The following is a 23,212-nucleotide window of genomic DNA, read 5'->3' as shown; positions in this document are numbered from 1 at the left end:
AATATTTAAGCTCCGAAAAGGCTTGCTTTGCGCCATTCATCTTTGGTCATCGCACGAATTGTTACGGCATGAACTTCGCCACTTGCAATATAAGTATTTAATGGTGCATAAACTGCTTGTTGGCGGGCAACAGTACGCTTACCTTCAAATTGATCATCCACAATACGGAGGTCAAATTTTCCAGCCTGTCCGCTCACCACTACTTCCGCCTCAGGAAAAGCTTCTTTTAAAATTTGAGTGAGCTGTTCACTATTCATTGCAAAGACCTCTGACACAACCTACGGTGTAAAACGAAGTATTTTACTATAACTTTTTCAAAGAATTCAGTACGTGTTTATATTTTATCAATAAAAAAGAGGCTATATTTCAAGCCTCTCTCAATTATTAAAAACTTATTAAATAGAAACAGCAACTTGAGAATACGTACATTGCATTTTCCGATATTTTAACAATTGTTTTTTTAATTTTTCAGTCAGTTTTTTTATTGAAGTATACATATCATCCGCTGTTGCTTGAGCAAACAGCTCAATTCCAGGTAATCGAACTATCGCTTCAGCCACATGATTAGAGCTACCCTTATGTGAGCGCTTATCAATCTGATGATCTTTCGTTAATTTAATCTGCATACTATTCACCTGATCAAGATGTTTCGTTAACTGATTAAATTTTGCTTTAATATTTTCTTCTATAGCTGGTGTAATTGCTAAATGATGTCCACGAATCGTTATTTGCATAATTCTATCCCTCACCTTTTTGGGTTATATAAAGAAGAACTAAAACGATTTAATGCAATCTAAAAAGATGATTTGGGACAATTAAACCATTTTAGCTACTCCTCTTGGTGAAAATGAAATTTCATTATTTCGTCATAATGAATGAGTAGAATAGCCATACTTCAAAATTTAGATCAAGACTTTTCTCTCGGATGACGATGGAATATGTAACGATTCTCTATATTTTGCTACAGTCCTTCTAGCTACTTCTATTCCCTCTTCTTTCAATAAAGCAGCAATTGCATTATCAGACAAAGGTTTACGCGGATTTTCATTAGAAACTAACTTTTTAATCATCGCCCGAATTGCGGTAGAAGAAGCCTCACCTCCTGTGGTTGTCCCCACATGACTAGAAAAGAAGTATTTCAACTCAAAAAGTCCACGTGGAGTAAGCATATACTTATTTGTGGTAACGCGAGAAACGGTCGACTCATGTAATTCTACTTCTTCTGCAACATCCCTTAGTACTAAGGGTTTCATTGCTTCGGGACCTATTTCAAGAAATGCTTTTTGATGCTCAATAATACAAGTCGCAACTTTTAATAATGTTTTGTGCCGTTCATCAATACTTTTTATAAAATTTTTAGCCTCAAGCATTTGATTACGTAGGTATAAATTATCATCACTTTGATCTGCCCTACGAATCATACTCGAATAAAAAGAATTGATTCTTAATTTTGGCATCACATCAGGATTTAACTGAACTTGCCAATGCAAGTCCTTCTTGGCAACGACTACGTCAGGAATTTGATATTCTGATTCTTGCTTTTCAAAATCCATGCCTGGATAAGGCTTTAATGTTTTTAATAAATCAACTGCAAATTTTAACTGTTCTTTGGAAAGCCCTGTTTGCTTCAATAATTTATTAAGATCATTCGCAATCAGTAATTCGTAATATTGAAGTAGACTTCTGGCTTCTTTCAAATATTCAGTTTCTCGAGGCAAGAACTCCAACTGAACTTTTAAACATTCAGCTAAATTACGAGCTCCGATACCAATTGGATCAAGACGTTGAATATGTTTTAAGACTACTAAAACTTCATCCTCTTCCACTTCCTCATCTATATCCATCTCACTTAATAAATGCTGTACTGCCAAAATAATCTCTTCTAATTCAGCATCCAGAAAACCTTTATCATCTAAAGCATCAACTATGCAATAAGCAATCAACTGATCTATTTTTGAAAAATGCAGTAAGTTCACTTGCTCCAAAATATGTTCTTTAAGCGTCAGGTGAACTTGGCGATTATCTTCACGCTCTTCGAACTCAGGAGTACTCAAAGCAGTGGATTGATGTGTATAAATGTCATCCCATTCAGTATCAACAGGCAAGTCATCAGGTAAGTGATCAGCATTCAACTCTGTTGTAAGATCATCAGTTTCTTTGTGTTCTAAAGTAGATAAACTTTCTGCTAGTGATTCATCTTCTACTTTTTCAAGTAATGGATTACTATCTAATTGAATTTGGATTTCTTGCTCTAATTCTAGGCTAGAAAGTTGTAGTAAACGGATTGCCTGCTGCAATTGAGGCGTTAACGATAATGAATTCGCAACTTTCAATCCAACAGATAATTTCATATATTTCTCTTTCCAAAAAACAAGCAAAAATCATGCCTATTAATTATTTATAGCATAGAGTTCTGATTTATCCTATACATTGACTCATCAATTCATGAGAAAAATAGAAATTTATTTATTAAAAACGATAGGATTTTTATTCTGTCTTATTCTTTAGTATCGATGATTCTCTGAAATTTTGATTTTCCATATAAAAAAACACCCCAACCTCTTTTGAGATTGGGGTGTTTAGAATAATGAGCTGGCGATGACTTACTCTCACATGGGTAATCCCACACTACCATCAGCGCTAAGAGGTTTCACTTCTGAGTTCGGGAAGGGATCAGGTGGTTCACTCTTGCTATGGTCGCCAGCACAACTGTTTATGGATACTTGCTTAGGTCTTATTTAATGCCGAAGCGTTTTCCAAATCTGTAACAGACTGGGCTGATTGAATCTTACTTTATCTGTTCATTTTAGCTAGAGGTATAACTAAATCAAGTTGCTTTGCATGTTTATGAATCGATTGATGCTTCATATACAACTGCTTGGGTGTTGTATAGTCAAGCCTCACGAGCAATTAGTATTGGTCAGCTTCACATATCACTATGCTTCCACATCCAACCTATCAACGTCCTAGTCTCGAACGGCTCTTTAGAGGACATAAAGTCCTAGGGAAATCTTATCTTGAGGTAGGCTTCCCGCTTAGATGCTTTCAGCGGTTATCCCTTCCGAACATAGCTACCCGGCGATGCGACTGGCGTCACAACCGGTACACCAGAGGTTCGTCCACTCTGGTCCTCTCGTACTAGGAGCAGATCCTCTCAAATTTCCAGCGCCCACGGTAGATAGGGACCGAACTGTCTCACGACGTTCTAAACCCAGCTCGCGTACCTCTTTAAATGGCGAACAGCCATACCCTTGGGACCTGCTTCAGCCCAGGATGAGATGAGCCGACATCGAGGTGCCAAACACCGCCGTCGATATGAACTCTTGGGCGGTATCAGCCTGTTATCCCCAGAGTACCTTTTATCCGTTGAGCGATGGCCCTTCCATACAGAACCACCGGATCACTAAGACCTACTTTCGTACCTGCTCGACTTGTGGGTCTCGCAGTTAAGCGCGCTTTTGCCTTTATACTCTACGCGTGATTTCCGACCACGCTGAGCGCACCTTCGTACTCCTCCGTTACTCTTTAGGAGGAGACCGCCCCAGTCAAACTACCCACCAGACACGGTCCTCGTCCCGGATCACGGGACAGAGTTAGAACCTCAACATTACCAGGGTGGTATTTCAAGGACGGCTCCACTGGAACTAGCGTTCCAGCTTCAAAGCCTCCCACCTATCCTACACAAGTAAGGTCAAAGTTCAGTGTCAAGCTGCAGTAAAGGTTCACGGGGTCTTTCCGTCTAGCCGCGGGTACACTGCATCTTCACAGCGATTTCGATTTCACTGAGCCTCTGCTGGAGACAGCGCCGCCATCATTATGCCATTCGTGCAGGTCGGAACTTACCCGACAAGGAATTTCGCTACCTTAGGACCGTTATAGTTACGGCCGCCGTTTACTGGGGCTTCGATCAAGAGCTTCGCTTACGCTAACCCCATCAATTAACCTTCCAGCACCGGGCAGGCATCACACCCTATACGTCCACTTTCGTGTTTGCAGAGTGCTATGTTTTTAATAAACAGTTGCAGCGGCCTGGTTTCTGCGGCTGTCGTCAGCTCAGGAAGCGAGTTCCATCACCAACAACAGCGTACCTTCTCCCGAAGTTACGGTACCATTTTGCCTAGTTCCTTCAGCAGAGTTCTCTCAAGCGCCTTGGTCTACTCGACCTGACCACCTGTGTCGGTTTCGGGTACGATTCCTGTGTAACTGAAGCTTAGAGACTTTTCCTGGAAGCATGGCATCAACCACTTCGCTGTACAAGTACAGCTTGCTATCAGATCTCAGCATAGAGTACCCCGGATTTGCCTAAGATACATGCCTACATCCTTTCACCTGGACAACCAACGCCAGGCTGATTTAGCCTTCTCCGTCCTCTCATCGCATTACACAGAAGTAATGGAATATTAACCATTTCCCATCGACTACGCCTTTCGGCCTCGCCTTAGGGGTCGACTCACCCAGCCCCGATTAACGTTGGACTGGAACCCTTGGTCTTTCGGCGAACGGGTTTTTCACCCGTTTTGTCGTTACTCACGTCAGCATTCGCACTTCTGATACCTCCAGCATGCTTCTCAACACACCTTCATCGGCTTACAGAACGCTCCCCTACCACGTATACAAAGTATACATCCGCAGCTTCGGCACATAGTTTTAGCCCCGTTACATCTTCCGCGCAGGCCGACTCGACTAGTGAGCTATTACGCTTTCTTTAAAGGGTGGCTGCTTCTAAGCCAACCTCCTAGCTGTCTATGCCTTCCCACATCGTTTCCCACTTAACTATGATTTTGGGGCCTTAGCTGGCGGTCTGGATTGTTTTCCTCTTGACTACGGACGTTAGCACCCGCAGTCTGTCTCCCGGATAGTACTCATAGGTATTCGGAGTTTGCATCGGTTTGGTAAGTCGGGATGACCCCTAGCCGAAACAGTGCTCTACCCCTATGGTATTCGTCCGAGGCGCTACCTAAATAGCTTTCGGGGAGAACCAGCTATCACCAGGCTTGATTAGCCTTTCACCCCTATCCACAAGTCATCCCCTGGCTTTTCAACGACAGTGGGTTCGGTCCTCCAGTTAGTGTTACCCAACCTTCAACCTGCTCATGGATAGATCGCCTGGTTTCGGGTCTATACCCAGCAACTAAACGCCCTATTAAGACTCGATTTCTCTACGGCTCCCCTATACGGTTAACCTCGCTACTGAATATAAGTCGCTGACCCATTATACAAAAGGTACGCAGTCACACCACGAAGGTGCTCCCACTGCTTGTATGCATGCGGTTTCAGGATCTATTTCACTCCCTCACAGGGGTTCTTTTCGCCTTTCCCTCACGGTACTGGTTCACTATCGGTCAGTCAGGAGTATTTAGCCTTGGAGGATGGTCCCCCATATTCAGACAAGGTTTCACGTGCCTCGCCCTACTCGTCATCATTATGTGTGCCCTTTCGTGTACGGGAATATCACCCTCTACGTTCGCACTTCCCAGAGCGTTCCACTAAAACACACATAACTTAATGGGCTGATCCCCGTTCGCTCGCCGCTACTGAGGGAATCTCAATTGATTTCTTTTCCTAAGGGTACTGAGATGTTTCACTTCCCCTCGTTCGCCTTGCAACACTATGTATTCATGTTGCAATACCTACCTTAAAGTAGGTGGGTTCCCCATTCAGACATCTCCGGATCAAAGGATATTTGCCGCCTCCCCGGAGCTTTTCGCAGGCTATCACGTCTTTCATCGCCTCTGACTGCCAAGGCATCCACCACATGCACTTAATTACTTGACTATACAACCCCAAACAGTCGATGTTACCTACAAGTTAGTAACTTCAACATTTCAGTTTAGAGCACTGTGCACTTAAGCACCGTACAGCTTCAATCTAAATTCACATACCAAAACGCTTGATTCAGTTAATTTGCTAGTTCTCAATTCATCTAGATTAATTGCTTAACCTAAACTCTTGAGTGAACAATTTATTTCAGACTCAATTTTGCCAATCTGTTAATGAGTTAATGTGTCTTCGTCAGATCACACTAATTACCGTGATAATGAAATCACAGAAGTTAATAAACCAAGATCTCAATCTTTATTTACTAATTTCTGTAATCCGAACTTATCTTAAGTTCTGGTGGAGACTAGGAGAGTCGAACTCCTGACCTCCTGCGTGCAAAGCAGGCGCTCTACCAACTAAGCTAAGTCCCCAGCTTACATCATCAATCATGTATCTTTTATCTATAACTTCAACCAGTCAAAGTCATGGTGGGTCTGACAAGACTTGAACTTGTGACCCCACGCTTATCAAGCGTGTGCTCTAACCAACTGAGCTACAGACCCTCAGATACATCTATGAAGAACAACTTGTTGTGGATTCTTACCAATCGTCAATCTTTCGTTAAGGAGGTGATCCAGCCGCAGGTTCCCCTACGGCTACCTTGTTACGACTTCACCCCAGTCATCGGCCACACCGTGGTAACCGCCCTCTTTGCAGTTAGGCTAGCTACTTCTGGTGCAACAAACTCCCATGGTGTGACGGGCGGTGTGTACAAGGCCCGGGAACGTATTCACCGCGGCATTCTGATCCGCGATTACTAGCGATTCCGACTTCATGGAGTCGAGTTGCAGACTCCAATCCGGACTACGATCGGCTTTTTGAGATTAGCATCACATCGCTGTGTAGCAACCCTTTGTACCGACCATTGTAGCACGTGTGTAGCCCTGGCCGTAAGGGCCATGATGACTTGACGTCGTCCCCGCCTTCCTCCAGTTTGTCACTGGCAGTATCCTTAAAGTTCCCATCCGAAATGCTGGCAAGTAAGGAAAAGGGTTGCGCTCGTTGCGGGACTTAACCCAACATCTCACGACACGAGCTGACGACAGCCATGCAGCACCTGTATCTAGATTCCCGAAGGCACCAATCCATCTCTGGAAAGTTTCTAGTATGTCAAGGCCAGGTAAGGTTCTTCGCGTTGCATCGAATTAAACCACATGCTCCACCGCTTGTGCGGGCCCCGTCAATTCATTTGAGTTTTAGTCTTGCGACCGTACTCCCCAGGCGGTCTACTTATCGCGTTAGCTGCGCCACTAAAGCCTCAAAGGCCCCAACGGCTAGTAGACATCGTTTACGGCATGGACTACCAGGGTATCTAATCCTGTTTGCTCCCCATGCTTTCGTACCTCAGCGTCAGTATTAGGCCAGATGGCTGCCTTCGCCATCGGTATTCCTCCAGATCTCTACGCATTTCACCGCTACACCTGGAATTCTACCATCCTCTCCCATACTCTAGCTCACCAGTATCGAATGCAATTCCCAAGTTAAGCTCGGGGATTTCACATCCGACTTAATAAGCCGCCTACGCACGCTTTACGCCCAGTAAATCCGATTAACGCTCGCACCCTCTGTATTACCGCGGCTGCTGGCACAGAGTTAGCCGGTGCTTATTCTGCGAGTAACGTCCACTATCTCTAGGTATTAACTAAAGTAGCCTCCTCCTCGCTTAAAGTGCTTTACAACCATAAGGCCTTCTTCACACACGCGGCATGGCTGGATCAGGGTTCCCCCCATTGTCCAATATTCCCCACTGCTGCCTCCCGTAGGAGTCTGGGCCGTGTCTCAGTCCCAGTGTGGCGGATCATCCTCTCAGACCCGCTACAGATCGTCGCCTTGGTAGGCCTTTACCCCACCAACTAGCTAATCCGACTTAGGCTCATCTATTAGCGCAAGGTCCGAAGATCCCCTGCTTTCTCCCGTAGGACGTATGCGGTATTAGCATCCCTTTCGAGATGTTGTCCCCCACTAATAGGCAGATTCCTAAGCATTACTCACCCGTCCGCCGCTAGGTCCAGTAGCAAGCTACCTTCCCCCGCTCGACTTGCATGTGTTAAGCCTGCCGCCAGCGTTCAATCTGAGCCATGATCAAACTCTTCAGTTAAAATCATTTTGCACCTTATTTATAGACAAGGTGCCAATTCTGGCTCATCAATTACTGACTTAAATTTCGCTCAAATAAACTTCGAGTAATTTAAACCAATCAATCAATGAAAATTATTTCGATTAATCAATCAGTAAAAATCCACACAAGTTGTTCTTCAATTCTCTTAATGATCTTCTTACTAGTTCGTCACCAGCAAGCTAGGTCGGCTATATTACTCTTAATCTCTTAAAAGTCAACAGGTAATTTCGATATTTTTAAAACTTATTCTCCAAACCAACTTACCATCAAATTCATCACTTAAAGCAATCAATCTAATCACAAGTAACTGTTTTTCAACAAGTTTCTATCTGCATCACCGCCGATGGATGTGCATTATAGACCATCTCATTCCCTTTGCAACCCCTTTTTCTAGCAATTCATACCAAGCGTACATTTTTTAGGCTTTTTGGCTATATTTCTATATAATTTGATCAATTTTACATTGATAATAGCTTATCGCTTCTGTATTAAAATATATCTCTACCCAACTGCATATTGAATATAGCCTGGCTAGCGGTTAAGGAATTATATGAATTATTCTAATTTACTTTTGTCGAGCTTATTAACTGTAGGTCTTTACACCTCAGCCCATGCTCAAGAAAATCTTACTGAAGAATCTGCCGCTAGTTCGGAAGATGTTACTTCAACCCAGACTCAGCATAGCCGACCTCACTTACAAATTATTAAAGATTTGAAAGGCATAAAAGTTAAAGATTTAAAGATCAACGCAAATGCTGCCCAACCGGATACAGTAAAAGATCCATTACAGTCACTGAACCGTCCAATTTATTCTTTTAACGATATGTTAGACCGCCATGTTTTGCGTCCCGTTGCTGTTGAATATAGAGAAAAGACGCCAGAAGATGTACGTGGTTCTTACCGACAATTTCGTAAAAACCTTGGCGAACCATGGAATGCTGTTAACCAGCTAATTCAAGGACGTCCTGGCCGCGCAGCAAAAACTTTAGGTCGTTTTACTATTAATACGTTAACAACTTTAGGTTTAGCCGATCCAGCGAGCCGCTTAGGCTTACCTCCTGAAGAAGAAAGCTTTGGTGTAACTCTCGGTTACTATGGCGTTCCTTCTGGACCATTTCTTATGCTGCCTTTCTTTGGACCAAGTACTTTACGTGATGGCGTTGGCTTGGCTGTAGATGCTCAGGCCCGTCCACAAAAATACATTATGGATGATCAAGATGGCCTGTATTGGTCGACTAATCTATTACAAGCCGTTGATACACGCGCTCAATATCTAGATTTAGACCAAACTATACAAGGTGATCAATATGCGATGATTCGTGATTTATATCTCCAACGTAAAGCATTCCAGATTGCCGAGAAAAAAGGTGATTCGGCAGATGTGTCTTTTATTGATGATGACGAATCTGAAGATGTACCAGAAGATAACACTGATAAAACCGAAAAATAATTAAAGGACAAATCAAGGTATTGCATTTTTCTTATAGAAAGGCAATACCTTGATTTTGGTCATACATCCTCTATGATGGATAAAGTGATCTTGAAAAAGGACTACCATATCTTCTATGTATTTTATTAAACCGACACGCTCTATCCCTTTCGTAGAGCAAGCTCTGGAAGCATTACCAGACTTACAAGTCATTCACATAGATGATCTCGATTTATACGACCCAACAATTATCGCAATTGCTGATGTACAAGATTTCCTAACTTATAAATGGCGTTTACCTACAATCGTGATTGCTTTTGAGCATGAAGGTAGTGCTTTAGCTCAAGCATGGGAAGCGGGTGCTCTTGCAGGATGGGTATGGAACCAATTACCTAAAGATCTAAATAAAGCTTTAACAAGAATTGATGCACAATATAAACGTAATCAGGATAGCCGTGATTTACCTTCGGCAGCAGAATTACAAAAACGTTTATTGCCAAATCCTATTGATTTATTAAATTATGAGGTTGAAACTTTTTTCCAACCTTCTGCCTATTTATCAGGCGACTGGTACGACTACTGGAAGCTCAATGATAAAGAGGTTTTATTTTATCTCGCCGATGTATCGGGGCATGGTGTAACAAGTAGCTTATTAACTTCTTGGATGGCAGCCTTTCATGGTCGCTCCAAAACACCACGACAGTTAATCAAAAAGTTAAATGGGATGCTGGTTCAAGAGAATATTGAAAAACATATTACAATTGTGGTCGGTATTCTAAATCTTGAAACTCATAGTCTTCGCTGGTCTAGTGCAGGTCATTACCCTCCTCCAATTATTTTTGAACCTAATCAACCTCCAAAAATTTTAACCACCAGCAGCTTTCCCTTAGGGTTAACTGATGAGTTAGAAGTTGAAGAACATGTATGTACATTAAATCGTCATGCACGTTTCATTATTTGCTCAGATGGAGCACTAGAACCATTTGATGGCGGCTTGAATGATCAGTTTCAACAATTAGTCCAACATTTGCAAAATCAATCATTCCAAGCCCCTGATCACGTTGCTGATGACATTGCCATCTTTAGCCTTTGTCGAATGAATTAATTTAAGAATCAATTAATTACATAATATACGACTTAAGGACTCTTGAGTCTGAGATGGCACTATGTGATAATTTTTCTATCCTTCTCTGAAAATGGCATTTATATGTCAACAGGTCATGTTGAATATGCAAGTTTAAATGGAACGCATATTTTCAAGCTTATTGGTGAAGTGCGAGCCCATTCTTGTATAAGTCTAGACAAACTTTTAAACAGAATTGAACAGCAAGAAAATGTTGTTGGTGCAATCGTTGATTTAACCCAAACAACATTTATTGATAGTACTGTATTAGGTATCCTAGCTAAGCTAGGTTTAAAACTGAAACAGACTCATCATATTCAAGCTGTGATGCTATCTACCAATCCAGATATCACAACCTTAGCCAACAGCATGGGGCTAGGGCAGGTTTTTGTCATCCTGAATTATTGTGGCGATCCTAACGTTTGTACTTTAACGTTAACTGACGAGCACATTACTCATAATGCGATGCTAAGAACCGTTCTGGACGCACACAAGACATTGATGAAACTCAATGCAAATAATCAGAACATGTTTGAGCCGCTTGTTAAGCAATTGCAAAAAGAACAAGACACGCTTGAACAAGTATCTGATAAGCAAAATGCCTAAACTTTATTGCTAATCTGGATGTGTATATGACTCTTGTTTCAGTTGTTCAAATGAATTCTCAAGATGACATTGAAAGCAACTTTCAAGTGATTGAGTCATTGATTCAGCAAAGCAAGGCTCAAAATGCCAGCTTAATTGTTTTTCCCGAAAACTTTGTTTGTTTTGCGGCTGGCAAACAGCGTGAAACAGCAGAGCAATTTGAGTCGATTCAACAAAGACTTGAGAAACTTGCGCATCAGTATCAAATCTGGATTGTTGCAGGCACTCTACCGTGCCCATTTCGTCCGGATGGTTCCATCATACAAGATGGTCGAGTGCGTACAGTGAGTTTATGCATCAGTCCTGAACGTACCGAAGCACGTTATGACAAAATACATTTATTTGATGTACAAGTTGGCGATGCTGTGGGTGGATATCAGGAATCTCGTTTCTTTGAACCAGGAACAGACGTTGTAGTCACATCTACCCCTTTTGGCAATATTGGCCTAATGGTATGTTATGACTTGCGTTTTCCTGAGTTAGCTTTAACCCTTAGACAGCAAGGTGCTCATCTATTAACTGCTCCTGCTGCATTTACCTATACAACAGGTCAGATGCATTGGCAGCTTTTGCTGCAAGCACGTGCAATGGATAGCCAATGCTATGTTTTAGGGGCTGCGCAACAAGGTTGGCATGGGGAAAAACGCCAAACTTGGGGGCATGCAGGAGCAACTGATAGTCGTGGTCAAGTTTTAAGTATGATTGGTTATGAAGGGAATGGTTTAATTACGGTACCTTTTGATTTAGCTGCTCAAGAACTTGTGCGTACATCAATGCCTTTAATGATGCATCGTAAATTAATTCACTATTAAAAGCTTAATTATTCATGTGGAAATACTTATTTAGCATTTTTTGCTTAGGGGCAAATATTCACTGTTATGCGACTGATTTCGGGACAACGAATAATTTTGTCTCTCCAAATTTGCAGCTTAAACAAAATGTACTACCTCCTACTCCAAAAAATATTCCTCTGCCTGCTTTTGGCCAGCGGATTATTGGTTGGGGGACAGGTGCAGAAGGTGCCAGACAGCGTTTAGAGAATATTCAGCCTGCCGATGTTTCTATGATTAAAAAACAAGGAACAACTTTAGAAATGATCACGGCCTGGCAAGATTTTTATGAACAAGAGCAACAACGTAATGAAAATAACCCAACTGCAAAATATCGTGCTCGTTTAATGAAAAAAATTGCCGACCTTTGGTAACCATTTTAAATTAGTATTTTTAAGTGATGGAGTAGTGTTTAGATTACTCCATTTTTTTACGTTATCTTATTTTTATCAATAGCTCTAAATTATGAGCATTTAAGAAATTAAACATAAAGCGATATACTAGAAAAGCACCAATTAGTTTTCTGAGGAATATATGGACCAAGACTGTCAAAATCTAAAGCTTGAGAATCAATTATGTTTCCTCATTTACTCAACAAATTTAGCCCTTAATCAACTTTATCGCAAACTTTTAACTCCATTAGGGATTACTTATCCTCAATATTTGGTGATGTTAGTGTTGTGGGAAAAAGATGAGATTACTGTTTCAGAAATTGGCAGTAAGTTATTTTTAGAATCTTCAACTTTAACTCCAATTTTAAAAAAGTTAGAAGCATTGCAGCTTCTTAATCGTACTCGTTCAAAAGAAGATGAAAGACAAGTCATTATCACGCTTAGCGAAAAGGGGAAAAAACTTAAAGAACAGGCCGTAAATATTCCAACGCATATCTTAGAGGCCAGTTCTTGTGATACGGCTACCCTTCTCGGTCTCAAAGATCAATTAACACAACTCCGTACAAATATAGCTAAATAATCACCAATTTTTTACAAAATTGACTTGTTAAAATAATTAAGTCGTGTACGATATATTTGCATTCAATTTAATTTGGGAATAAAAAGATGTCATTAGAAAAAGTTGTGTATCGTGCAAAAGCCAAAGCAACAGGTGGCCGTGATGGTCGTGCAACTTCATCAGACGGTGTATTAGACGTACAACTTGGTGTACCTAAAGAAATGGGTGGCGCTGGTGGTGCTGTAACTAACCCAGAACAATTATTTGCAGCTGGTTATTCAGCATGCTTTTTAGGTGCTTTAAAATTTGTTGCAAATCGCGATAAATTCAATATTAGCAAAGATGCGTATGTTGAAGGTGAAGTCGGTATTGGTCCAATTCCAACAGGTTTTAGTATTGAAGTTACTTTAAATGTTTATTTAATCGGTATGGACCGTGAAGAAGCTGAAAAGTTAGTTGCAGCAGCTCATATCGTTTGTCCATATTCAAATGCAACTCGTAACAATATTGATGTGACGTTTAATATTGTGACTGAATAAGTTTTAATATAAAAAATGCCCGAATCATATCGGGCATTTTTTATATCTTACAAATTATGCTTCACTTGCTTCATTGGTTACACGAAGCACTTCTTCAAGTGTAGTTTTACCTGAGAGCACCTTACGTAAACCATCATCGCGAATAGAACCAGAATACTGACGAGCATGATTTTCTAATTCAAATTCAGCTGCATTACCATGAATGAGACGGCGCATAGGTTCATCAATAGGTACAATTTCATAAATCGCTGTACGGCCATTAAACCCTAAATGAGAACACTGATCACACCCTTGAGCCTCTGGTAACTTTAAACTTGGTTCATGGGAAATATGCTGAAAAACTTGCTTCTCAAAAGTATCGGCTTCACGCCATGTCATACAATGTGGACATAAAGTACGAACCAAACGCTGCGCAACCACCCCAATTAAAGAACTTGATAATAAGAAGGGTTCAATCCCCATATCTTTAAGACGAGTCACTGCACCAATAGCAGTATTGGTATGTAGCGTCGATAAAACCAAATGACCTGTTAAGGATGCCTGCACCGCAATTTCAGCAGTTTCTAGATCACGAATCTCCCCCACCATGACCACATCTGGATCTTGACGTAACATTGCCTTTAAAGCACGAGCAAATGTCATATCCACTTTGGTATTCACTTGAGTTTGGCCAATACCTTCAAGCTGATACTCAATTGGATCTTCGGCAGTTAAGATGTTACGAGTATTGTCATTTAGATCAGATAAGGCAGCATATAAAGTCGTCGTTTTCCCCGAACCAGTAGGCCCTGTGACCAAAATAATACCGTGCGGACGATGTACTAACTGAGTTAAACGTTCATAGTCATTTGCCATTAAACCTAGGTGAGTCATATTAAGGCGACCCGCTTGTTTATCGAGTAAACGCATGACCACCCTTTCACCATGAGAAGAAGGCAAAGTTGAAACACGGACATCGACTTCACGACCAGCAAGACGTAAAGAAATACGCCCATCTTGCGGTACACGCTTTTCGGCAATATCGAGTTTCGCCATAACTTTAATACGCGAAACAAGTAACGGGGCTAGTTCACGGCGCGGTTGTACAATTTCACGTAATTGACCATCTACCCGTAAACGAACTGATAGCTTTTTTTCAAAAGCTTCAATATGGATATCTGAAGCACCAACACGAATTGCCTCAGAGAGAAGAGCATTGATTAGACGAACAATAGGCGCGTCATCCTCTTGATCCATTAAGTCTTCTGTTTCAGGCACTTGATCTGCAAGGCTTAATAAATCCGGATGGTCTTCTAAGCCCGCAGCTACTTGTTGAGACTCACCTGTATCCCCTGCATAACTGGTACTTAATAGGCTATTGAATTCTTGTTCAGTGCATAATTGATAGTGTGCAGGTTTCCCCAAAATTCGTCTTGCTTCCTGCAATGCAATTTTTTCTGTATTTTGACGTCTAACAATAAAAACTTGATCACCGTCATAACGAAATAAAACACCATGACGCTTGGCAAAACTATATGGAACTTGTATTTGTTTCAATATTTGCATCACAATTTATAATGATGAGTAAGATGATTTTGAGTGTACTCTAAGCAGATTACAGCGTGAAGTCTGTTTAACAACTCGGTAGAGGAATTTTACGTCTTGTTTGAAAATAATGAATATCAGCCTCACCCCCAGAATTCTTTAAAATGGTGGGGTGAACAGCACTTTGAAATTAACCAGTCCAAAGCATGGCAATTCGGTTCAATGCTCTTTCGTTTAACACGCGGCATAAAAGAATGGCGTATCGAATATTATCGCCCGACTCTCCAAGATGATAATGAGCAAGATTGGCACATCATAACGGATTCAAATTTTGGTTTTCCACATTCTGTACAAGTCGAACGTTATATGTTTCGGAAAACTAATCCGAAGTTTCTACTCATGCCACGTTTGGCGGACCGATCAGTGGTAATTAAACCAGTTGATCCAATCTACATTCCAGCGGGTCAACGTGGGACACTATATATTAGTACCCCCCTATGGATTGCCGGTTTAGTTGAAAGTCAGCATGAACCTTTATTTGAGATTCCTGTAATTCAACCCAAAGATACATGGTTTGGTCCCAATGCCCAGCAAGGTGAAATTTGTTATGCAACCTCTGTTGATGGTCGTACCGATTTAAATCTATTAACCCCACGTGCTTTTCGTGCAGTTACGCCGATTGATTTCCATAATACCAGTAATCATCAATTACGCTTTGATCGTATGAATGTACCGGTTACCGCCCTACCGCTATTTTATAGTGAAAGTACGGGACGCTTATGGACATCACAAATCAAAGTCTATTATGAAGGCTCTGACCGCCCAGCCCGTATTCGTATTGAAAACCGTACTCCCCCTCTGGCAGGTGAAGTGACTTATGTTCACCCACCACGTTCACCGGGTGGTGCGCTATTTAATATGTTTGATTCATTCTTTTAAGGGGGTTTTATGGCCGATTCAAGTATTCCAAAAGATATCGCTGATAGCCTCAAAAGCATATTTACCAATATCAATACCGAACGAATTAGTGAAATTTTAGTCGGTGTTGTGCTTTGTTTTATTGGTTTTGTCCTTGCCCGTATTATTTCAAATACATTTATTAGAACCGTTGGCTCACGTTTTAATGCTCATCAGCGTCTGGTATGGCGCCGCGGTATTTTCTATTTTATTTTCTTACTCTTCATTATGACGAGTTTAAAAGAAGCCGGGTTCAAACTTAGTGTATTTCTGGGGGCAGCGGGGATCTTAACAGTAGCACTCGGTTTCGCATCACAAACATCTGCCAGTAACTTGATTAGTGGTTTATTTTTGATTGGTGAAGGTTCATTTGAGGTCGGTGATACGATTCAAATTACACTTATTCGCGGGAATACAATCGAAGGTGAAGTTATCTCAATTGATTTGCTTTCGGTAAAGTTACTTACACTCGACAACGTCTATATTCGTTTACCAAACGAACAACTCATTCGTGCTCCTGTACACAACTTATCAAAATATCCAATACGGCGTATTCCAATTACTTTGGCAATTAACTTTCATGAAGACATTATTAAAGTCCGTGAGGTTCTACTTAACGTCGCAGCGAATTATCCACTCGTGTTAGATGATCCAAAACCTGCTGTTACAGTTACTGCTTTTAGGGAGTCATCGATTGAGCTTTTATTTGCAATGTGGTGTCGTCAAGAAAACTCTTTAAAAGTTCGAGATGAAATGCAAGAACGTATCCGAAATGGTTTTTTAGATAACCAAATTGAGATTCCTGTTCCGAAAATGGGCTTAATTGATCGACCAACTACTGCTTTTGCAGAAGATGATATCGATCAATACAGCAATCAAAAAGAGTTAAAACGAGAGCCTAAAGCTTAGGCTCTTGATTCTTCTGTACAGAAGATGACGGTGGTAATGGCGCAAGATAAGCAATAATCAACATTACCCCACCTGCTCCAATAAAAGAAATGACCCGAGTTAATGTCGCGCTTTGTGATAGATCAAGCAAAATTAGTTTTAATACAACAATCCCTAAAAGTGCAGCACCTACGAACCAGAGTTGACGAATCATTTTTCGACTAGAGTATGTAGTCAAAATAAATGCCAATATAACCCAAAGTAACGTCAAACTTAGCTGTACTACACCATTTGTCCAAATTGAAGCACTCCATAGCGGTGTTGCCCAGTAATAGTGCAAGCCTCTGACGACTACACTACTAAATACCAGCAAGGCCACTAAAATTGTTGTAATTTTAAAAGTCCATTCCAGCGATTTATCTTGATCAAAAGCATGCTGATAAATAATAAAGAGTAAGCCAGCAAATACCAAAATTGAAAAGAAGTCAGTTAAGTTAATTAAAGGAACAAAGTAAAGATATTCAGCAGAATGAACATCAACACTCACTACAAGCAACCAAATGAGGCTTAAACACCACACCGGAATTTGGTGCAATAGTGTCGTTTTATGAGTTTTATAAGCCCAAAGCGAATAAATCACAGGAACAAAAGCCAAAGCGACTATTGGCATTTTTGGGAAAATGGCTACGCCAACTATCGCTAACGCTAACCAGCTTAAACCCGCCCATACCTTGACGTAGCCCAAATGACTTGACTGCGGTTGAGCCATAATAAATAAGCCACTAAGAATAATGGTAGAGACTAGGAAAGTAGTTTGTTGTAATGAGTCTACCCATTTAAACAAAGTAAATACTTGACTCGCAAAGGCCTCACCCAAAACTAATAACAGTAACAGGCTAATTAAAATTAACTGCAAACTTTGCCATTGCACACGAAGTTTATAGTGAATAGTCGCACTAAATATTGCTATTAGAGCGATAGCAAACATCAAATATGGACTTAAAGCATGATGATGCCATGCCATTATTTCTACACCTGCTACGGCGCCCGCATACATGCCTAAACATAAGAAAATACCGCTAAACATGCTTGCGCTAAAATAGCGTTGTTCTTTGCTGTTGTATTGCAATAAATAAAAGGCTGAAATGAATTGGGCAATTGCATAAATGCTAGTGCTTAGCGTTGGAAACTCTTCATTTGCCCAAACCTGATAAAACAGTGCAAGTGAGCTGAGTAAAACTAAAATTACACCGATATATCGGCTTAAACGGTAGCGTTCAGTTACTCCCCAAACGATTAAAGCCGTTCCTTGTGCAACCCAGCCAATAGCAGTCCAGTGCGCCCCTTTTGCGAGTGGAAAAATTAAGGCAAAAAAAGCAACCGCGAGAATGAAAAAACTTTTTGCCAGGACTGAAAGCTGGGGATGAGTTTTTTTAATCCAGAACGTTAACACCGCATAAGTGCCTGCTAAAACAACAGCACCAATTGTTAAAGCTTGGGTCGACTCATGAACTAAATAAGCATGAAGGGTAAAGCCCAGTACTGGCACACTAAAAATAAGGCCAACATCTAAGAGCGGAGGTAAACGACTCCCCTCTTGTTTTTCATGTTCTGAAACCCGAGAGATATTTTGGCTATAACGAACACTTAACCAAATAAATAGCGCTATATGGAGCCATAAAATCCAGTCTAATGTGTCAAATTTTGCTGGCTCTGCATAAAATGCGATTGCACTACCGCCAATAAACATTGTGGCAAAGAAAGCGATCTGATTTAGGATTTTCCAAGGCTGAATAAAATTAACCGCAGCGACTGCTAAGTTAATTACTAAGTAGTAGCTAAATAGGAAGGTTACATCAGGGCGATATTGCGGAATAACTAAAGGAGCCGCATAAGCCATACCCAGTGCGAGTATTGCCAAATAAATAGCTTGTTGTTTTAAACTCAGGAATACTGTAATTGCTAATAAAATCGTAAATAGAATACTTGCTGTAGTTAGGCTGGTGATTACACCAAAATGATGTGAGAACACAAGCGTTAGAAAGACAACAGCTAACCCTACACCTTGCAATGCCACAGCAAATAGCTGGTTTTTCTTTTGCAAGGTATATCCAAATGCTGTTAATACACCTCCTGCAATCGCAATAAAACCAAGTTTCACACCTAAGCTCAACTGCCAGTGCTCACTTGCAAAACGCAGTAAGAGCACTACCCCAACCATAAGCACAGCAACAGCAACCCTTAAAATTGGATTACCATGAATCATCCAATCGACTGCTGGTTGCCACCATGCGATAGTCTGTGTACGAACTGTTTGTTTTTCTTGATTTAATGCTATTGTTTCAGGTAAAGCTGGCTCGGTAATATTGTTTGGATCAACTTGCTCTAATACAGGCGTTATCACTTCTGTATGTATAGATTCATTTACATTTACTGTTTGCTTGGCTGTCTCGAGGAACAATAAACGAGTATGAAATGCACTGATGGTTTGAATCAAACATAACAGTAAAACCAATAATGCCCCACCAGCAATCCACATCCAATGATTGATATAAGCAATTAATGCAACCAAAGCGGCGGTATAAATTACCGTTCTTTGCATATGAATAGAATAAAGTGGCGTTTTCTGCTGAGAAAACTGTTGTTCTAAATAAGTTAAACGTTGATGCAGACTTGATAATGACTGAACCAGTATGACAGTGAGTGCAATAGATAAAGCAACAACGGCACTCTGAAATTTAAAACCAATTGAAATGGCTAAAAACAAAGTCAAAGCGATCAAAACGATGACCATTCCCTGTTTGTCTTTTTTATACATGGGCTTAGCAATATGACACCTTCATTACAGGCCATCTTACTTCAAGCCAATACATGCGTATATTTATACATACAAAATACTGCAAAAATCATAAACCTGCATTCATAGCCGTTTTCACGTAAAATACCCATAATTCAGTTTAAGGAATTGTTCAATGCCACCATTTGTCTTGGTTGATGGGTCCTATTTTTTATTTCGTGCATATCATGCATTACCACCATTGACGACCTCTACAGGGTTACATACCAATGCAATACGTGGAGCAATTTCTGCCATTCAAAAATTGATGCGTCGTATGCAACCGACACATATGGCTGTCATTTTTGATACGCCTGAGCCAACGTTCCGTCATAAGCTTTCACCTATTTATAAAGGTGACCGCCCGACTATGCCGGAAGAATTGTCTCAACAGATTCCATATTTACATGCATTGATTAAGGCTCAAGGGATTCCTTTATATAGTCTTCCGGGTGCAGAAGCCGATGACATTATCGGGACTCTCGCTAAACGCGCCGTAAAAGAAGGTCATCATGTGCTTATCTCAACCGGAGATAAAGACATGGCCCAGCTGGTTAATGACTATGTAAAACTTGAAGATAGCTTTAAAGATCGAGTACTAGACACCGACGGCGTATTTGAAAAATTTGGTGTTTGGCCAAACCAGATTATCGATTACTTAACCCTTATGGGTGATGCATCTGACGGCATTATGGGTGTACCTGGCGTAGGCGCAAAGACGGCTGCCAAATTACTGACTGAATATGGGACATTGGATAATATCATTGCCAATGTAGACCAACTTAAAGGCAAACTGAGCCAAAATATTAAAGATAATTTAGACAATATTAAGCTTGATCACCAGTTGGCAAGCATTGTCTGTGATCTTCCTTTAGAACTCGACTGGCATGAATTAAAACTTACTGATCCAAATGTAGATGCCTTACGCAATCTCTATACGGAGCTTGAATTTAGAAACCAGTTACAGTCTCTCGATCATCCAAATAATCCAAATAGCTCAAGCTATAAGCAGCAAGCTTCACAAACTATTGTCCAAAATGAAGTTAAACCTGCTCAAACGATTGAAACAGAAGATCAAGCAAGCTTGACTAGTCAAGATGACCAGCTTGGAACTGCAAACTATCATACTGTTTTAACACAAGAAGCATGGGATCAGCTCTGGCAACGCATGAAGAATGCCGATCATTTTGCTATTGATACAGAGACCACAAGTCTTGATTACCGTATTGCCGAGATGGTTGGTTTTTCAATCGCATTTGATGCGAAAGATGCCTACTATGTTCCTTTAGCACATAATTACGAAAATGCGCCACAACAACTGGACCGTGAACAAGTTTTAGCGCAAATCAAGCCTGTACTTGAAAATGAAGCAATTAAAAAAATCGGTCATCATCTTAAATATGATGCGCACATTTTTGCTAATCACGGTATTGAACTTAAAGGTTGGTATTTCGATAGTATGCTGGCATCTTATGTACTGAATGCAGCAGCTACTCGTCATGGCATGGATGATGTTGCTCGTGTTTACCTAAGCCATTTGACCACTACTTTTGAGCAAATTGCTGGCAAAGGTGCAAAACAGAAGACTTTTAATCAAATTGAGATTGAAGTTGCAGCTCATTATGCAGCAGAAGATGCACATGTGACCTATCGTTTATATGAAGTACTTTCAAATAAACTTAAAGCACATCCTGAATTAGAAAATATTTTATATAACATTGAGATGCCAGTTGCCCGAATTTTATCGGGTATGGAAGAAGATGGAATCCGTTTAGATCATGCTTTCTTAGATAAATTAAGTGTTGAATTTGCGAAAACTATGGAAGACCTTGAAAATCAGGCCATGGAAATTGCAGGTGAAACTTTTAATATTGCTTCGCCTAAACAGGTAGGTGAAATTCTATTTGATAAGTTAGGCATTAAAGGGGGTAAAAAAACTGCAACTGGACAATACAGCACCAGTGAAAGTGTTCTTGAAAAAATTGAGCATCCTTTAACGGAAATTATTTTAGAACACCGTGGATTAGCAAAATTAAAGAGCACCTATACTGACCGTTTAATTGAGCAGTCGCATAATGACACCCATCGTGTACATACCAGCTATCATCAAGCACTAACGGCAACAGGTCGCCTATCCTCTTCTGACCCTAACTTACAAAACATTCCAATTCGTAGACAGATTGGCCGTCAAATCCGTAAAGCATTTATTGCACCGGAAGGACGAGTTTTGTTAGCAGCCGATTACTCGCAAATTGAACTTCGTTTAATGGCTCATTTTTCTCAAGATGATGCCTTAGTTCATGCATTCCAACATGGTCAAGATGTACACCGTAGAACAGCGGCAGAAGTGTTAGGTATTGCAATTGAAGATGTGACCAATGATCAGCGCCGTCAGGCTAAAGCTGTGAATTTCGGTCTACTTTACGGTATGTCCGAGTTTGGTTTAATTCGTCAACTTGGCTTTACTCGTGAAGAATCGCAAAACTATATCAAACAATATTTCCAGCGCTATCCTGGCATTTACGAATACATGCAACGTACTCGCCAAGTAGCATCGGAACAAGGGTTTGTTGAAACTATCTTAGGTCGCCGTCTTTATACACCGGATATTGACGCTCGAAATGTGATGGTACGTAAAGCTGCTGAACGTGCTGCAATTAATGCACCTTTACAAGGTAGTGCTGCTGATATTATTAAGTTAGCAATGATTGAAGTAGATAAAATCCTGCCAAAAGATCAAGCAAAACTATTACTTCAAGTTCACGATGAATTGGTGTTTGAAGTTGATTCAAACATTGCAGATGAACTTTCAAAACAAATTGCGGATGTCATGCAATCTGTTCTGGAAATTTCTGTACCGTTAGTCGTAGAAGTAGGCCAAGGTAAAAACTGGGATGATGCCCATTAATTTATCGATAAACCAATAAAAAAAGGGCTGTAATACAGCCCTTTTTTTAATCTTACAAAATTAAAGTCCAGTTAATAAAACTTTAGCGACTTCATTCATTAAGATCTCGGCAATATAGAGTGCCAAAAATGCTAGAATTGGAGATAAGTCAATCATCCCCATATTAGGTAATAAACGACGGAATGGGGCGAGTAACGGTTCAGCTAAATCTTGAATCACCTCAATATAAGGTGAACGAGATTGAGTAAACATAACGACCCAACTCAAAATGATTGTTGCAAAAATTAAGTAACGGCAGAAACGAATCAAATCCTGAATCATGGTCACAAAAGTCAGAATCACTAAATGAACCGGACTATTTGGCATGGAACCCGAAAGATACATTACACCGAAAATTTTCAGTAAATATAAAATAATTAAAAGAACCAACGCTGCCAGATTGAATCGGCCTTTTGCGACCGTTGGAAAAATTCGGCCAAAAATATCAACAATCTTAGTCGCCTTTACTGTCGATAAAACCACAGGATTATAAGGACTTACTGCCGCCAATTGCATTAAAAAACGGAAAAAGACCAATAAAATCGCGACGTTAATTAAAATTCCAAAAATTAGCGCAGAATTTGCACCCATAGTTGTCTTATCC

Annotated in this window: 16 protein-coding genes, 2 tRNA genes and 3 rRNA genes; 10 read left to right on the top strand and 11 right to left on the bottom strand. The window is 40.6% G+C overall.

The genetic code is table 11. From position 1 onward, the window contains the following. Positions 1–5: 5 nt before the first annotated feature. The 8 genes from ibaG to EGT34_RS14370 all read right to left on the bottom strand — a co-directional run bounded on the left by ibaG (position 6) and on the right by EGT34_RS14370 (position 7,918). Positions 6–257, bottom strand: coding sequence for a BolA family iron metabolism protein IbaG (ibaG, locus tag EGT34_RS14405; protein ID WP_001083680.1), 252 nt, complete (start codon positions 255–257; stop codon positions 6–8). Positions 258–395: 138 nt separating this feature from the next. Next, positions 396–734, bottom strand: coding sequence for a ribosome hibernation-promoting factor, HPF/YfiA family (hpf, locus tag EGT34_RS14400; protein WP_001167461.1), 339 nt, complete (start codon positions 732–734; stop codon positions 396–398). 168 nt (positions 735–902) lie between these two features. After that, complete coding sequence (locus EGT34_RS14395) at positions 903–2,351, bottom strand: RNA polymerase factor sigma-54 (protein ID WP_000778210.1); 1,449 nt, start codon at positions 2,349–2,351, stop codon at positions 903–905. 239 nt (positions 2,352–2,590) lie between these two features. After that, positions 2,591–2,705: ribosomal RNA gene (gene rrf, locus EGT34_RS14390) — 5S ribosomal RNA — on the bottom strand. Between the two features lie 184 nt (positions 2,706–2,889). Then, positions 2,890–5,775 (bottom strand): 23S ribosomal RNA (locus EGT34_RS14385). A 340-nt stretch (positions 5,776–6,115) separates the two neighbouring features. Further along, positions 6,116–6,191, bottom strand: a tRNA-Ala gene (locus EGT34_RS14380). A 55-nt stretch (positions 6,192–6,246) separates the two neighbouring features. Further along, a tRNA-Ile gene (locus EGT34_RS14375) sits at positions 6,247–6,323 on the bottom strand. Between the two features lie 59 nt (positions 6,324–6,382). Further along, positions 6,383–7,918, bottom strand: a 16S ribosomal RNA gene (locus EGT34_RS14370). Together the 16S, 23S and 5S rRNA genes with 2 tRNA genes alongside form the textbook arrangement of a ribosomal RNA operon. A 571-nt stretch (positions 7,919–8,489) precedes the next feature. Between EGT34_RS14370 and EGT34_RS14365 the strand changes: the two genes are divergently transcribed. From EGT34_RS14365 to EGT34_RS14335, 7 genes are all read left to right on the top strand, one after another. Next, positions 8,490–9,389, top strand: coding sequence for a VacJ family lipoprotein (locus EGT34_RS14365; RefSeq protein ID WP_001109856.1), 900 nt, complete (start codon positions 8,490–8,492; stop codon positions 9,387–9,389). A 115-nt stretch (positions 9,390–9,504) separates the two neighbouring features. Continuing rightward, on the top strand, positions 9,505–10,473 hold the full coding sequence (gene gigA, locus EGT34_RS14360) for an RsbU family protein phosphatase GigA (RefSeq protein ID WP_000273589.1): 969 nt from the start codon (positions 9,505–9,507) through the stop codon (positions 10,471–10,473). Between the two features lie 102 nt (positions 10,474–10,575). Next, complete coding sequence (gene gigB, locus EGT34_RS14355) at positions 10,576–11,097, top strand: anti-anti-sigma factor GigB (protein ID WP_000103065.1); 522 nt, start codon at positions 10,576–10,578, stop codon at positions 11,095–11,097. 26 nt (positions 11,098–11,123) lie between these two features. Further along, a complete protein-coding gene (locus EGT34_RS14350) occupies positions 11,124–11,948 on the top strand; it encodes a carbon-nitrogen hydrolase family protein (RefSeq protein WP_000177091.1) in 825 nt (274 codons plus the stop codon). A gap of 14 nt (positions 11,949–11,962) precedes the next feature. Then, positions 11,963–12,340, top strand: a complete 378-nt coding sequence (locus EGT34_RS14345; protein WP_000266123.1) for a DUF4951 domain-containing protein — start codon at positions 11,963–11,965, stop codon at positions 12,338–12,340. A 160-nt stretch (positions 12,341–12,500) separates the two neighbouring features. Further along, positions 12,501–12,938 carry a MarR family winged helix-turn-helix transcriptional regulator gene (locus tag EGT34_RS14340; protein WP_000371731.1) on the top strand — a complete coding sequence of 146 codons (438 nt, stop codon included), beginning with the start codon at positions 12,501–12,503 and terminating at the stop codon, positions 12,936–12,938. Between the two features lie 86 nt (positions 12,939–13,024). Next, positions 13,025–13,456, top strand: coding sequence for an organic hydroperoxide resistance protein (locus EGT34_RS14335; protein WP_000051124.1), 432 nt, complete (start codon positions 13,025–13,027; stop codon positions 13,454–13,456). A 54-nt stretch (positions 13,457–13,510) separates the two neighbouring features. Here the strand turns inward: EGT34_RS14335 and gspE are convergent, their stop codons facing one another. Continuing rightward, a complete protein-coding gene (gene gspE, locus EGT34_RS14330; protein WP_001166321.1) occupies positions 13,511–15,001 on the bottom strand; it encodes a type II secretion system ATPase GspE in 1,491 nt (496 codons plus the stop codon). 96 nt (positions 15,002–15,097) lie between these two features. Between gspE and EGT34_RS14325 the strand changes: the two genes are divergently transcribed. Continuing rightward, positions 15,098–15,919: a hypothetical protein gene (locus tag EGT34_RS14325; protein WP_000462733.1), complete on the top strand. Its 822-nt coding sequence runs from the start codon at positions 15,098–15,100 to the stop codon at positions 15,917–15,919. Between the two features lie 9 nt (positions 15,920–15,928). Next, entirely contained in the window at positions 15,929–16,846 is a 918-nt protein-coding gene (locus EGT34_RS14320; protein WP_000785638.1) for a mechanosensitive ion channel family protein, read from the top strand. On the opposite strand, the gene EGT34_RS14315 is transcribed toward EGT34_RS14320, so the two are convergent. Continuing rightward, positions 16,836–19,643 carry a DUF2339 domain-containing protein gene (locus tag EGT34_RS14315; RefSeq protein WP_000276881.1) on the bottom strand — a complete coding sequence of 936 codons (2,808 nt, stop codon included), beginning with the start codon at positions 19,641–19,643 and terminating at the stop codon, positions 16,836–16,838. The genes EGT34_RS14320 and EGT34_RS14315 overlap by 11 nt on opposite strands. A gap of 154 nt (positions 19,644–19,797) precedes the next feature. On the opposite strand from EGT34_RS14315, the gene polA reads away from it, so the two are divergent. Further along, positions 19,798–22,569 carry a DNA polymerase I gene (gene polA, locus EGT34_RS14310; protein WP_001134654.1) on the top strand — a complete coding sequence of 924 codons (2,772 nt, stop codon included), beginning with the start codon at positions 19,798–19,800 and terminating at the stop codon, positions 22,567–22,569. Positions 22,570–22,629: 60 nt separating this feature from the next. Here the strand turns inward: polA and EGT34_RS14305 are convergent, their stop codons facing one another. Then, positions 22,630–23,199 carry a YggT family protein gene (locus EGT34_RS14305; RefSeq protein ID WP_000501183.1) on the bottom strand — a complete coding sequence of 190 codons (570 nt, stop codon included), beginning with the start codon at positions 23,197–23,199 and terminating at the stop codon, positions 22,630–22,632. Positions 23,200–23,212: the final 13 nt, after the last annotated feature.

This window comes from Acinetobacter sp. FDAARGOS_558, from assembly GCF_003937785.1.
GTDB lineage: Bacteria > Pseudomonadota > Gammaproteobacteria > Pseudomonadales > Moraxellaceae > Acinetobacter > Acinetobacter baumannii.
Note: the sequence above shows the minus strand (reverse complement) of the source record. Positions and strands in the feature narration are given on the sequence as shown.